12 protein-coding genes are annotated in these 15,047 nt (G+C 39.4%); all 12 read left to right on the forward strand.

All coding sequences use genetic code 11. From position 1 onward, the window contains the following. The first annotated feature begins 574 nt into the window (after positions 1–574). The 12 genes from BMW39_RS04720 to BMW39_RS04775 all read left to right on the forward strand — a co-directional run bounded on the left by BMW39_RS04720 (position 575) and on the right by BMW39_RS04775 (position 14,970). Positions 575–1,597: a pectinesterase family protein gene (locus tag BMW39_RS04720; protein WP_034979638.1), complete on the forward strand. Its 1,023-nt coding sequence runs from the start codon at positions 575–577 to the stop codon at positions 1,595–1,597. Between the two features lie 109 nt (positions 1,598–1,706). Beyond that, complete coding sequence (locus BMW39_RS04725; RefSeq protein ID WP_034979634.1) at positions 1,707–2,705, forward strand: DUF4861 family protein; 999 nt, start codon at positions 1,707–1,709, stop codon at positions 2,703–2,705. Positions 2,706–2,726: 21 nt separating this feature from the next. Then, the gene (locus tag BMW39_RS04730) at positions 2,727–3,974 is read left to right on the forward strand and encodes a glycoside hydrolase family 88/105 protein (RefSeq protein WP_034979631.1); all 1,248 of its coding nucleotides are present in this window, start codon (positions 2,727–2,729) and stop codon (positions 3,972–3,974) included. A 178-nt stretch (positions 3,975–4,152) separates the two neighbouring features. Further along, a complete protein-coding gene (locus tag BMW39_RS04735; RefSeq protein WP_034979799.1) occupies positions 4,153–5,406 on the forward strand; it encodes a glycoside hydrolase family 88/105 protein in 1,254 nt (417 codons plus the stop codon). 135 nt (positions 5,407–5,541) lie between these two features. Continuing rightward, positions 5,542–7,179, forward strand: a complete 1,638-nt coding sequence (locus tag BMW39_RS04740) for a glycoside hydrolase family 43 protein (protein WP_086045798.1) — start codon at positions 5,542–5,544, stop codon at positions 7,177–7,179. 56 nt (positions 7,180–7,235) lie between these two features. Next, positions 7,236–8,906, forward strand: coding sequence for a glycoside hydrolase family 28 protein (locus BMW39_RS04745; RefSeq protein ID WP_034979628.1), 1,671 nt, complete (start codon positions 7,236–7,238; stop codon positions 8,904–8,906). Between the two features lie 11 nt (positions 8,907–8,917). Next, entirely contained in the window at positions 8,918–9,829 is a 912-nt protein-coding gene (locus BMW39_RS04750; protein ID WP_034979627.1) for an alpha/beta hydrolase, read from the forward strand. A gap of 199 nt (positions 9,830–10,028) precedes the next feature. Further along, positions 10,029–10,997 (forward strand): pectinesterase family protein, encoded by a 969-nt coding sequence (locus BMW39_RS04755; protein ID WP_034979624.1) that lies wholly within the window; start codon positions 10,029–10,031, stop codon positions 10,995–10,997. A 202-nt stretch (positions 10,998–11,199) separates the two neighbouring features. Beyond that, positions 11,200–11,937 (forward strand): rhamnogalacturonan acetylesterase, encoded by a 738-nt coding sequence (locus tag BMW39_RS04760; protein ID WP_034979620.1) that lies wholly within the window; start codon positions 11,200–11,202, stop codon positions 11,935–11,937. Between the two features lie 57 nt (positions 11,938–11,994). Next, a complete protein-coding gene (locus BMW39_RS04765; protein WP_034979617.1) occupies positions 11,995–12,894 on the forward strand; it encodes an alpha/beta hydrolase in 900 nt (299 codons plus the stop codon). Between the two features lie 18 nt (positions 12,895–12,912). Continuing rightward, complete coding sequence (locus tag BMW39_RS04770) at positions 12,913–13,824, forward strand: alpha/beta hydrolase (protein WP_034979614.1); 912 nt, start codon at positions 12,913–12,915, stop codon at positions 13,822–13,824. 114 nt (positions 13,825–13,938) lie between these two features. Continuing rightward, entirely contained in the window at positions 13,939–14,970 is a 1,032-nt protein-coding gene (locus BMW39_RS04775; protein ID WP_034979611.1) for a LacI family DNA-binding transcriptional regulator, read from the forward strand. The last annotated feature ends 77 nt before the right edge of the window (positions 14,971–15,047 follow it).

A 15,047-nucleotide genomic window follows, 5' to 3' on the forward strand; every position in this document is an offset into this window, starting at 1 on the left:
TTTAGTGTAAAAAAAAATCAATTTTGTTATAACTGTTATCTTTAAGTTAATTTTTGGTTAATTCAAACTGGTGAAAATTTTCATTTTTTCGATACATAATAGAGCAAAATCAGAAATATTGCATGGTCTTTTTAAAAAAAGCCATTTAAAATAAAATTGTCTCATGTGTTTCAAGTAGTTGATTTTTAATTATTTATGAACTATCTTATCATAATATTTTACTACCTGTCAAAGGAAATCTTTTAAAACGTGGTTTTTTCTAGCTGACAATTAAAAAATAATCTTAGTTTAGTCGTGTTGAGTAATCTTTAATTAGAGAGGTGCAATCGATTGCATTTTGATATTTATTTTAAATTAATTATCGAAATAAAAATACAGTTCAGCATCATTGTTAAGAACAGACATGAAATTTACTGTTGGATTTGCGCAATAATTGAAACTAATACAAAAGAAAATTACTGATACAAAATCATGGTTATTGATAATAAACGCATTCATATTTTTAATTTTTTTTTTACAGACTTTCTCCTGTAAGGGAGTGAGTCTGTATTTTTATTAAACAAGCTTACCTTTTATGAAGATCACCAAGTTTTACAAAGACGTTACATTTCTATCACTTTTTTCAGCAGTGTTGCTTTGTATCCTTTCTTTCAAAACGTCTGCTGACAAAACCATCATTGTTTCTAAAGATGGAAAGGGTGATTTCACAACAATTCAACAGGCTATAGACGCTGTAGGAGAAGGTGGAACGAGTCGAACAAAAATCATTGTGAAACCTGGTACTTACAGAGAAAAGATCACAATCCCAGCAACAAAAAGCGCCATCAGTCTGCTTGGTGAAAATGCGAAAAATACGATACTGGTCTACGGCGATTTTGCCTCGAAACAAAACGAGGAAGGCAAAAATATAGGAACAACTGGTTCATCCACGATCTTTATTTTTTCTAATGACTTCTCAGCGAAGAATATCACGTTCCAAAATGATGCTGGCAAAGTTGGACAAGCAGTTGCTGTACTGATCACTGGCGACCGCTCGATTTTTGAGAACTGCCGATTTCTTGGATTTCAAGACACCTTATATTTGAAAGGCCAACAGGACGATTCCAACAAAACGAGAGAAGTCAGAAGTTATTTCAAAAACTGCTACATCGAGGGAACAACGGATTTTATCTTCGGAGCGGCAACGGCTGTCTTCGAAAAGTGTGAAATCTACGCAAAGGAATCTGCAACATATCTCACGGCAGCTTCAACGCCGGAAGGTAAAAAGTATGGTTTTGTTTTTACAGATTGTAAAATCACAGGCGATGCAAAATCCCGATCTGTTTATCTCGGAAGACCTTGGCGACCATTTGCGAAAACGGTCTTCATCAATACAGAGGTCAGTGAGGTCATCAAACCGGAAGGCTGGCACAATTGGAACAAACCAGAGGCTGAGAAGACAACATTTTATGGTGAATTTAACTCCAAAGGAATAGGGTCAAATGTAAAAGATAGAGTTTACTGGTCTCATCAATTATCAAAAAAAGAAGCCGAAGAATATTCCATAAAAAACATCCTGTCTGGAACCGACAATTGGAATTTCAAAATCAAAAAGTAGTATTTGCAATGTCACACTAAGCGGAGTCGAAGTGCCTTTGTGAACCTTAAAAAGTAAAGAATTTAAAGAAAAAAATTGTGCACTTTGTGTTCAAAATAAAAAAATAAAAATGAAAAACATCATCCTCAAATCCATCTACTCAGGAATTCTGATCAGCTTCATCAACTGTTCAGCCCAAACCGATGTGATCCAGAAGATCAAAAAAGAAGGAAGCAAACCTTTCTCCTACGCCGAGTTATCAGTTAAGGAAGGCGGGAAATGGGAAGGCAACCAATATGTTGGAGGGAATTTCAAAAATGTGACCGAATTACAAATTCCCGCAGAACACACCGATCATTCTTATTACATTCGATACGAAGGAATCGGTCTGGAAAACAACCAGGTTGGTTACAGATTATATTTGGATTGGAGAAATGCCACAGATATTTTCGGTAAAAAAGTCAATACTTTGGTTTTACCAGAAGTGGGACAAGACGGTTTTGAATCTTACCACCACGATGCAGCTTGGGGACAGGATATTTTGAAATCCGGTCGCACGATTGGTGTTGGTTCCTATGGAAGATATGATGAGCAAAATGATTTTGTAGAGACATTCAAAACGGTAAAAAGTACGTCTGTAAAAGTCGTAAATGAAAAGACCAGCTCCTTCGCTGTAATCGATTACACAGGCTGGAAAACCTGGGGAGATGCGGTAGATTTGAAATCAAAACTGACGATATTCAACAAAGACCGTTTTGTAAAAGTCGATTTGTCTTTGAACAACGCTGTTTCTGGTTTGTGTACAGGGATCGTTGCCATCAAAGATATTCCGTTCAAACAAGTGGTGAGTAAAAATAAAAAATGGGCTTACATTGCTACTTACGGCCAGCAAACTTTAGCCAAAAAAGAGGACAATCTGGGAATGGCGGTTTTCTATCCAATAGAAAGTTTTGATAAATATATTCAGACAAAATCAACGCACGTTGTGGTTTTCAAGAAAAACAAAAATGTATCGTATTACTTTCTGGGCGCTTGGTCGCAAGAACCAAACGGTATCAAAACAGAAACCGAATTCTACCAGGATCTGGACAAAAAGTTAGAAACATTAGACCAAAACAATCAATTATAAAATTTCAAACCAATGAGTTTTATGAATAGTAAATTAAAAATATACACTTTCGCAATTCTAAGTTCAGGAATGTTCTTGGCCTCTGCGCAGACAAAAACGACAGCTGTAAAACCATCCACTGAAACTTCGAAGTCTGGAAAAGTAGTTCCCACAAACCTGAAATGGTCCGAAAGAATGCTCCTTTCCGAGATGAACCGCTTCCCAGAATCCTGGATGCTCGACTTCAGCAAAAGCCCAAAATGGACCTATCCCGCAGCCATCGTTTTAGATGCTGCTGAGCAAGTCTACGCAAATACCGGCAAAAAAGAATACTACGATTACATCAGCAGCTTCGGCGACAAATTGGTCAAAGAAGATGGAACCATCGTTTCCTACGAACTGGAAAAGTACAACATCGACCTTTTGAATAGCGGAAACGTATTGCTTTATCTTTACGAAAAAGAGAAAAAAGAAAAATACCTGAAAGCCCTACAAACGCTTCGCTTACAAATCGACGGACAGCCAAGAACCAATGAAGGCTCTTTCTGGCACAAAAAAATATATCCCAATCAGGTTTGGCTAGACGGACTTTACATGGGAATGCCTTTCTACACGCACTATACCAAAGATTTTACAACAGGAGCTGATGCTACAAAAGCTTATGATGATGTGGTGATGCAGTTTGATTCCGTTCAGAAAAATCTTTTGGACAAAAAAACAGGATTGCTCTACCACGCTTGGGACGAGAGCAAGGAGCAGGCTTGGGCAGACAAACAGACCGGACTTTCTCCCAATTTCTGGGGTCGTGCAATGGGCTGGTACGGAATGGCGATGGTCGACGTTTTGGACCATTTGCCAAAAGATCATCCCGGAAGAGCAAGTATCATTTCCTACATCAAATCCTTCTCAGATGCTGTGATCAAGTATCAGGACAAAAAATCAGGTCTGTGGTATCAGGTTTTGGACAAGCCATTGGCAAACGGCAATTATGAAGAGGCAACGGCTTCCGCCATGTTTGTCTACACGATGATCAAGTCGGTCAACAAAGGTTATTTGCCAAAATCTTACAAAGCAGCAGCGAAGAAAGGTTATGACGGCATCATCAAAGATCTAATTACAGTGGACGAAAATGGTGTGGTCAATCTCAACAAATGTTGTGCTGTAGCAGGTTTGGGTGGAAAACCTTACCGCGACGGCAGCTACGAATATTACGTCAACGAGCAGATCCGTTCCAACGATGCAAAGGGAACCGGACCATTCATCTTGGCAAGTCTGGAATTCGAAAAGTAAGATGATAAGAATTATTTGGGCAGCTTTTTCCGTCTTCCGTTCCCGCTATTTTTTGCCAGTGCTTTGGCCAATTCAAAAAAATGAGCTCCACTCAAGCCGGGCTGCAGGTTTCCAGATAAAAACAAAGTTTCGTTTACAGAATTTTGTCTATTCAAAAAATAAAAAAAATAAAAGCAATATGAAATTTCAAACCCTTAAAGTATTATCCATTGCAGCTTTCGCTTCAGGATTGTTCCTTTCTTGTGCTCAAACAAAATCGGCGACAGCTTCAAATACCAAAACACAAACTTCACAATCCGGAAAAGTAGTTCCGACCAATCTGAAATGGTCCGAGAGAATGCTCCTTTCCGAGATGAACCGTTTCCCGAAAGCTTGGATGTTGGATTTCAACAAAGAACCAAGATGGGCTTATCCGGCAGCCATTGTTTTGGAAGGTGCAGAACAGCTGTACGCCAAAACCGGAAACAAAGAATATTATGAGTACATCAGCAACTTTGGCGACACGATGGTAAAAGAGGACGGAAGCATCGTAAGCTACGAACTCGACAAACACAACATCGATTACCTGAATTGTGGAAACGTCCTTCTTTATCTTTATGGAAAAGAGAAAAAGCCAAAATACCTAAAGGCACTTCAAACGCTTCGTTACCAGATCGAAACAATGCCTAGAACCAAAGAAGGTGGTTTCTGGCACAAGAAGATCTATCCGCATCAGATGTGGCTGGACGGTCTGTATATGGGCGAACCTTTTTATGCAAATTACACCAAAGAATTCAGCAAAGGCGCGGAGGCCGAAAAAGCGTACAACGATGTTGTCAACCAATTTGATCTGATTCAAAAGAATCTGCTTGATAAGAAAACCGGATTGCTTTACCACGCTTGGGACGAGAGCAAAGAGCAGGCTTGGGCAAACAAGGAAACCGGACTTTCTCCCAATTTTTGGGGAAGAGCGATGGGTTGGTACGGAATGGCAATGGTAGATGTTTTGGATTTCTTGCCAAAAGACCATCCGGGAAGAGCTAAGATCATTGGTTACATCAAGTCTTACACAGATGCGATCATCAAAGTTCAGGATCAGGAAACCGGACTTTGGTATCAGGTTTTGGACAAAGGCGGCGAAAAAGGAAATTACACCGAAGCTTCAGCCTCATCGATGTTTGTTTACACGATGATCAAGGCCGTCAACAAAGGTTATTTGCCAAAGTCTTACAAAGCAGTTGCTCAAAAAGGCTACGACGGCATCCTGAAAAATCTGATCTCTGTGGATGAAAACGGCGTTGTTAACCTAAACAGATGTTGCGCGGTGGCAGGCTTGGGCGGCAAACCTTACAGAAGCGGAACTTACGAATATTACGTCAACGAAGAGATCCGTTCCAATGATCCAAAAGGAACCGGACCATTCATCCTCGCAAGTTTAGAATTCGAAAAATAAAAAATAACCATAATATTTGTCATTCCGTAGGAATCTCTACAGCTAGATTTGGATTGCTATGGACTGACACATTACCTTTTTTAATGTTTTGACCTTGCTTTAAAAAAATATTATTTTAAAATTTAAGATTTGAGAATCAACAAAAAACATATCATCCTTTCATTGTTTGCATTGTCAATCAATCATTTGGATGCGCAGAAAACGAAACCTTACGTCTCAGAAGTCTGGGTTTCTGACCTAGGAAATGGAAATTATAAAAATCCGGTTTTATACTCGGATTATTCTGATCCTGACGCAATCCGTGTGGGCGACGATTATTATATGACCGCTTCCAGCTTCAACGAAGCGCCTGGTTTGCCAATTCTGCATTCCAAAGATATGGTCAATTGGAAACTGGTCAACTACGCGATTCAGGATGTTTTGCCTAAGGAACATTTCTCTGTTCCAAAAAGAGGTGATGCCGTTTGGGCGCCAAGTATCCGTTTTCACAAAGGTGAATTCTACATCTATTGGGGAGACCCGGATTTCGGAATTTATATGGTGAAAACCAAAGATCCATTGGGGAAATGGGACGATCCCGTTTTGGTAATGGAAGGAAAAGGGTTAATTGATTCTTGCCCGTTTTGGGATGACAATGGCGATGCTTATCTGGTTCACGGTTGGGCAGGAAGTAGAGCTGGTGTCAAAAGTATTTTGACCTTAAATAAAATGAATCCTGAAGGAACCAAAGTTCTGGACAAAGGCATTCACGTTTTCGATGGCCACGACGCGCATCCAACGGTTGAAGGTCCGAAAATGTACAAGAGAAACGGCTATTATTACATCTTTGCTCCGGCTGGTGGCGTGGCGACTGGTTGGCAATTGATATTAAGGTCAAAAAATATTTACGGTCCTTACGAGGAAAAAATCGTTTTGGAACAGGGAAAATCCAAAATTAATGGTCCACATCAAGGCGCTTGGGTAGATACGCAAAAAGGTGAAGATTGGTTTTACCATTTTCAGGATGTCGATGCGGGCGGAAGACTTGTCCACCTCCAGCCAATGAAGTGGGAAAAGGACTGGCCAGTGATGGGAATCGATACAGATAAAAATGGGATCGGTGAACCGGTTTTGACTTATAAGAAACCAAACGTCGGTAAAACTTTCCCAATAGAAACGCCTGCAGAATCTGATGAGTTCAATGATGATAAGATTGGACTGCAATGGCAATGGAGCGCCAATGAAAATGTGGTTTGGTCTGCAAAAATTCCTGGAAAAGATCATTTGAGATTGTTCTCGATGAAAGTTCCGGAAGGTGAAAAGAATCTTTGGAATGTTCCGAATCTTTTGACGCAGAAATTTCCCGCACCTGACTTTGTGGCGACAACCAAAGTGAAACTATTCCCCGAGGAAGCCAAAGAAGGAAAAGTTGCTGGACTTTTGGTGATGGGAACAGACCACGCTTCACTCGTCATCACCAATAAAGCAGATGGTTATTATCTTCAATTGAGAAAGGCGCCCAAAGCTGAAAAAGGTGGCGAGGAGAAGATCATTAATGAAATAAAGTTGAAATCTAACGAAGCTTACCTGAAGGTCAATGTGAGCGAGCCAAATGGGATCTGCACATTCAGCTATAGCGAAAATGGAAAGACGTTTACCAATATTGGCGAAAAATTTCAGGCAAAACCAGGAAAATGGATCGGAGCGAAAGTCGGGATCTATTCTGTGAGCGATTCAAAGGTTGCAAGAGGCGGTTATGCAGATTTTGACTTTTTCCGAATCACTAAAAAATAAAATTAATTAAAATAAAATCCAGGATCTCGGTTCCCGATTCTAAAATATAAATAATAATGAAGAAATCGATTAAATTATTAGCGTTAAGCTTGGCAGCGTTATTTTCGGCAAACAGTTTTGCACAAACGCAAATGGCGGATATCTACAAAAATGTGGAGTTCAAGATGCCAACTGTGGCAGAAACGTCTTTTCCTGAAACATCCGTAAGTATCAAAGATTTTGGTGCCATTGCCGGAACCAATGTGAAAAATACAGAAGCATTCAAAAAAGCAATTACAAGCATCAATCAGAAGGGTGGGGGAAAAGTAATTGTTCCTAGAGGAATCTGGCTGACCGGTCCAATTGTTCTTCAAAGCAATGTCAACTTGCATTTGGAAGATGGCGCAATGATTTTGTTCAGCAAAGATTTTAATGATTATCCTTTGGTAGATGTTAGTTTCGAAGGTCTGAACACGACTCGTACACAATCTCCGATTTCTGCAAAACGTGCAACCAATATCGCTATCACAGGAAACGGCGTTATCGACGGAAGTGGCGATGCATGGCGATATGTGAAAAGAGGAAAAATGACAGACGGACAATGGAAAGAATTGCTTTCCAAAGGTGGTGTTTTGTCGGATGATAAGAAAATTTGGTTCCCGACAGAAAGTTCCAAAAAAGGATTTACAAGCACAGGAAACTTCAACGTTCCAGAGAAAATGACAAGCAGAGCAGACTTGGAAAAAGTAAAAGATTTCCTTCGTCCAGTGATGGTGAGCATCGTGGAGTGCGACAAAGTTTTGCTGGATGGACCAACATTCCAAAACTCGCCAGCGTGGAATCTGCATCCATTGATGTCAAGTAATTTGATCTTGAGAAATCTAAACGTGAGAAATCCTTGGTATTCTCAAAATGGAGACGGATTGGATTTGGAATCTTGTAAAAATGTTTTGATCTACAACAATACCTTTGATGTTGGAGACGACGCGATCTGTATCAAATCCGGAAAAGATAAAGATGGACGTGACAGAGGCGTTCCGACAGAAAATGTCATCATCAAAAATAATACTGTTTACCACGCACACGGCGGAATTGTGATCGGAAGCGAAATGTCTGGCGGTGTAAGAAATCTGCACGCTTCAGATTGTACTTTTATTGGTACAGATATCGGTCTTCGTTTCAAAACGACGAGAGGTAGAGGCGGTGTTGTGGAAAATATCTGGATCAGCAATGTGGATATGATCAACATTCCGGCGCAGGTGATCGGCTTCAATATGTTCTACGAAGGTAATTCGCCGATTATTGAGGAAGATCAAAGTGCAGACGACGAGAAGAGAGTCGAGAAACAAATTCCAGTGACGGATGAAACACCGATCTTCAGAAATGTGTTCTTCAAAAATATCACTGCTACCAATTCCTACGAAGCGATCGCGTTGAGCGGATTATCCGAAATGAACCTCAAAAACATCGTGATCGAAGATTCTAAATTCGATACCAAAAAAGCTCTGACAATTGTAGATGCAGATGGAATCACTTTGAAAAATGTAAAACTGAAGTACAGCGAAGGTGTTGGAGCAACCATCTACAACAGCAAGAATATCGACATCTCTGGATTGACTTTGGAATCGGCAAACAAACCAAGCATCAAGGTTTCAGGAAGCAAAACGACAGCCGTAAAACTTCCTAAAAGTGTTGCAAAAGAACAGATCACTCTGGCGAAAGAAGTCGCTAAGAGTGCTGTCAAATAATCAATTTTAATATGGGTTTTCACAAACTATATTTTCTTATTTTTTTCTTATTTGGAGCTAAATCTGCATTCGGACAAACCACACGTCCGAATGCAACTCCTTATACCAACGAAACGACGTACGAGAAACTTAAGAAGAAATATCCTTTCATCACACCGATTGATAGACCAACGCCGACCAACATCGGAGTTGATAAAGATGTGGAATATGCGAACGTCAATGGTGTCTCTTTGAAGGCAGATATCTATTATCCGCTAGATAAATCAAAAAAATATCCAGGAATTGCAATGGTTCACGGCGGTGGATGGATTTCAGGAAGTAAGGAAAACGAAAAATATATGGCCCAGGAACTGGCTTCCAAAGGCTACGTTGCAATGGCTGTAGGTTACAGATTGGCCGATGTTGCAAAGTATCCTGCAGCAATCAATGATGTTGAAACTGCAATCCGATTTTTAATGAAAAATAAAAAGAAATATTCGTTAGACTCCAAGAATATCGCAGTTTTGGGAGAATCTGCCGGTGCTCAAATAGCTACTTTGGTTGGCGTAAGAAAGGAAAATAAAATCAAAGCGATTGTGAATGTGGACGGCATTGTTTCCTTCATCCATCCAGAAGCGGAAGAAAGTACCTACGCTGCTTATTGGTTGGATGGCGACAGAAATGTCAATCTCAAAAACTGGACAGAAGCGTCACCTTTGGAATTTGTCGATAAAAATACGCCACCAACGATTTTCATCAACAGTTCCCAGGCACGTTTCCACGCAGGACGAGATGATATGATGAAGAAGTTGAAAAGCTATAATATCCCAACAGAATTTCACGAAATCAAAGACACGCCGCATTCTTTCTGGTCAGCAGAACCTTGGTTCACGGAGACTTTGGATTTGACGGTTAAGTTTTTAGATAAAACTTTAAAAAAATAAGTATCTCAATTTTAAACGCAGAGATTTAATTACAATACTGCAAATTTTAAGAAAGCAAAGATAGAGACAAGGCTCTGATGAAGAATATTTTTGATTTAAGCTTCATCCAATCAATTTATTGACTCCTACTTTGCTCACTAAAAATATGAAGAATGAAAAAAGACTTTTGCGTTTAAAAAATTACATTTAAAATAAAATTATGAAGCGGATTTTATCAATATTAATGATGGCTTTTGTTCAAATTCTGTTTGCTCAAACTGCGCCTTACATCACAGTTAATGTAGCATCGGACGGAAGCGGACAATTCACTTCTATTCAGAAAGCAATCAATTCATTGAGGGATTTTGGTCCGGGCGAAGCTTTAATCAAAATAAAAGCGGGAACTTATAAAGAAAAAATCGTCATTCCGTCTTCCAAACACAAAGTCACGTTGCAAGGCGAAAACGCTGAGAATACCATTCTCATTAATGATGATTATTCTGGTAAGATAGACGCTCTCAACGAGAAAATGACGACCTTCAATTCCTACACACTTTTGGTGATGGCGGATGAAGTTAAAATCTCAAATTTGACGATTCAGAATACTTGGTGTAACAAAGGTCAGGCGGTTTCCCTTCACGTGGAAGGCGACAAGTTTGTCATTAAGGATTCAAAGATTTTGGGTTGCCAGGATACAGTCTATGCAACAGGAAATCACAGCCGACAATATTTTGAGAATTGTTTCATCGAGGGAACAACGGATTTTATTTTCGGTTCCGCGACGGTTGTTTTTAAAAATTGTACTATCAAAAGTTTAGCTGACTCTTACATCACAGCCGCTTCAACACAGCAAGGGAAGAAATTCGGGTTTGTCTTTTTCGATTGTCAATTGATTGCAAAAGACGGCATCACAAAAGTTTTTCTTGGAAGACCTTGGCGCTCGTTTGCCAGTACAGTTTTCATTAATACAGAAATGGGAAATCACATTTTGCCAGAAGGTTGGAATCCTTGGAAAGGCGACGCAATGTTTCCGGAAAAAGAGAAAACCACTTACTACGCGGAGTTTGGAAGTAGAGGTGAAGGCGGAAATGTTTCGAAAAGGGTTTCCTGGTCTCATCAATTAACCAAAAAAGAAGTGAAAAATTATACCATCGACAAGATTTTCGGTGACTGGAATCCTGTTCAATAATTTGAGATTGTTTAAATTTTATAATACCACAAAAATCACAAATGGTATGACGATTTTTAAGCCTTGCAAAAGTTCATAAAAGGTAATGTTGTGATAAGTTTCTTTTTTGCTCTTAAAGAAGTATTTTTTTAACTTTTTCTTTTGTGACTTTTGTGGTAAAGAATTAATCGGATTTTTGAATAAGCTCGTAATCTTAATTAATATGAAAAAATTGCTTTTAAGCTTATCAATTCTATTTTCAGTGTTGATATTTGCTCAGAAAAAACCAACCTTGTTCCTCATCGGAGATTCTACAATGGCAAACAAAGATAAGCCTGATAAAAATCCCGAACACGGCTGGGGACAGGTTCTCCCACAATTTCTGACCACGGAAATCGAACTTCAAAATCACGCAATGAACGGAAGAAGTTCCAAAAGTTTCCGCACAGAAGGCCGATGGGACAAAGTAGAAAAACAACTGAAGAAAGGTGATTTTGTGGTCATCCAATTTGGTCACAACGACCAGAAAGTGAAAGATTCTACAAAGTTCACCAATCCATACACGCAGTACAGAGCCAATCTGGAAAGATATGTCAACGAAACCCGAGCAAAAGGTGCAACACCGATTTTGATGACCTCTATCGTAAGAAGAGATTTTACAGAGAATGGCGTTTTGGTGGACACGCACGGCAATTATCCTTTGGTGGTGAGATTGGTGGCGGACGATATGAAAGTGCCTTTTGTCGATATGCAATTATTAACAGAACAAATGGAAATCGCGGCTGGTCCAGAAAAATCAAAATTGCTTCATTTGCATTTCAAAGAAGGCGAGGTGGAGTATTATCCCAAAGGAAAAGAGGATGACACACATTTATCAAAACTAGGTGCAGAAACGGTTGCAAAACTGGCATTAAAAGCTTTGAAGCCTTTGAAAACGGGCTTGGAAAAGTACATTAAATAATTTTAAAATATAAGTTATCATTAAGTTTTAGTGGTAACTTTTTTAATGAATAGATTTATGAAAAAGACACTTTTCATCGCATTTATATTTTTGATTAATCAAATCTCAGCGCAGGACAAATTCCTGTTCTGGCCAAAAGGTGAAATGCCAAATTCCAAAGGTCTGAAAATTGAAAATCCAACTTCAAATCCAGAAATATCCACTCAGGAAGCCGAACTTTTTGCCTTCTTGCCACCGAAAGCGGAGCGTTCCCAAAGGTCTGTTATCATCATTCCTGGCGGTGGTTATTCGAAACTGACCTACAATGAAGGAGCTTTTCAGATAGCAAAATGGATGAACACTTTGGGGATTTCTGCCTTTGTTTTATATTACAGATTGCCGACTTCTCCAGATTTGATTCAGAGAGAAATTGCGCCGTTGCAGGATGCTCAGGCAGCGATAAAATATGTCAGAAAAAATGCTTCTCAATGGGGAATTTCGCCAAGTCAAGTGGGTGTTGTAGGAACTTCAGCTGGCGGACATTTGGCCACATCGGTGAGTAATATTTCGACAGATTACACAGCTTTGAAAGGCGATTGGGCTAGCATTTCTACGATTCCGGATTTTGCAGTACTCTTTTGTCCCGTAATTGATTTTGGTGAATTTGCTCACGCGGGAAGCCGCAAAAGTTTGCTTGGAGAAAACGCTTCTCAGGAAAAAATAACGGAATATTCTATGCAAAACCGAGTGACGGGAAAAACGCCGCCAACGATTCTCTTTCACAATCAGGATGATAAAGCTGTTCCTGCGATGAATAGTATTTTGTACTTCAAAGCGATGACGAAAAATAAAGTGAAAGGTGCGATGTTTATTTTCCCGGAAGGCGGTCACAGGTTTGCAATTACCAATAAAAATGAACTGAGCGAAAATTGGAAAAAATTGTGTTCCGATTGGTTGAAAACTTTGGATGCTAAATAGTTTTAAATTCTGAAATCAATGAAAAAAGTAATTTTAATTATATCTATTTTCGTCATCAGTCAAATCTCAGCACAACAAAAAATAACGCTTTGGGAAAAAGGGAAAATGCCCAATTCCAAAGGTTTGAAATTAAAAACGATAGAGGAGAAGGAAGGAAGAATCACACAAATCCAGGAACCCGAATGGGTCGCGTTTTTACCTTCGAAAGAGGAACGGAACAAGATGGCTGTCATTATCATTCCCGGCGGTGGTTATCACCATTTGACCTACGATTTGGGCGGCTATTCCTATGCGAAATGGCTCAACACTTTAGGGATTTCTGCCTTCGTGCTCAATTACCGATTGCCGACTTCTCCAGATTTGAAGCAAAGAGAAATGGGTCCGTTGCAGGATATCCAGGCAGCGATAAAATTAATTAGAAAAAATGCAGCCCAATATGGGATTTCACCCAACCAAATTGGTGTTTTGGGAACTTCGGCTGGCGGACATTTGGCTGCAATGGCAAGTGATATTTCTACAGATTACACCGAATTGAAAGGCGATTGGCAAAATTATTCCACCATTCCAGATTTTGCTATTTTGATTTCTCCCGTCATCGACTTGGGTGAATTTGCGCACAAAGGAAGTCGAATCAATCTTTTTGGTGAAAATGCTTCTGAGGAAAAAATCAAAGAATTTTCGATGCAGAATCGCGTAACGGAGAAGACACCACCAACGATTCTTTTCCACGCTCAGAATGACCCTGCAGTTCCAGTCATCAACAGTATTTTGTATTATGAGGCGATGATTCAGAAAAACGTGAAAGGCGCAATATTTATCTTTCCGGAAGGTGAGCACAATATTGGAATCAATAATAAGGCAGAACTTACGGACAATTGGAAAAAGGTCTGTGCAGATTGGCTACATCAGCACGTTATCAAATCAAAATAAAAACTAAAAATAGGATCATTGATTTACATGCCTTAAATTTGATTCAGAAAAGCAAATAGACTTCTATATTTTTCTATATTTACAACCCCACAACTGACTTTGAGACAATAATACATGGCAAAAAAAAATACAACAATCTATGATATTTCCAAGAAACTAAATATCAGCGTAGCGACGGTTTCTAGAGCTCTGAACAATCATCCGCGAATCAGCCAGGCGACCAAAGAATTGGTAGTGAACATGGCAAATGAGATGGATTACAAACAGAATAATCTGGCAAAAGCGCTGAAAAGTGGAGAGACCAAAACGGTGGGCGTCATCGTTCCATACATCAACACCAACTTTTTCTCGTCTGTTATTCGAGGAATCGAGGAGGAGTTGTCTCCACATGGTTATCGTGTGATCATCTGCCAAAGTCATGATGATGCGGACATTGAGAAAAAACAGCTCAATACCTTGCTTCATACGCAGGTAGATTGCATCTTCATTTCTATCTCCAAGACTACTTCGGATTTGGAATATGTCAAAAAGATCATCGACACCACCAACACGCCGATCATATTTTTCGATAGAAAAAAAGATATCCAAGGCATCAGCACGATCACGATCGATGATCATAAAGGCGCTTACCAAGCTACGGAACATCTCATCAACGAAGGTTACAAGAATATTTGCCATCTATCCGGTGATCAGAATCTGGAGATCTATCAAAACAGATTAAGTGGATACATCAGTGCTTTGAAAGACCACGGTTTACCAGTGAATCAGGACAACATCATCAATACCGGAAGTTCGATAGAAGAAGGGATCAATGCTATGAAAAACCTTTGGAAAAGAAAGGTAAAGCCAGATGCTATCTTTTCTGCATCGGATTTTACAGCGTTAGGGGTTTGCAAAGAGATCAAAAACTTAAAACTGAAAATGCCTCAGGATATTGGCGTCATCGGATTCAGTAACGAACCTTTCACTCAGTTTTTGGAATTGTCCATCAGTTCTGTGGATCAAACACCAGTGATGATGGGAAAAGTCTCTGGAAATGTTTTCCTGGAAAGCATCAAAGATAATTTCTCTGGGATCACAATCGAGAAAAAATTGGTCCTTACGCCAATTTTGCAGATCAGACAATCATCGTCAAGGAAAAAATAAAAAAAATCCCACCAGTTTATAGGTGGGATTTTTTATTTGCGAATAGGATTGATTTTTTAAATCTGATCCACTTTTTA

The sequence above is a fragment of the Epilithonimonas lactis genome (assembly GCF_900110605.1).
GTDB lineage: Bacteria > Bacteroidota > Bacteroidia > Flavobacteriales > Weeksellaceae > Epilithonimonas > Epilithonimonas lactis.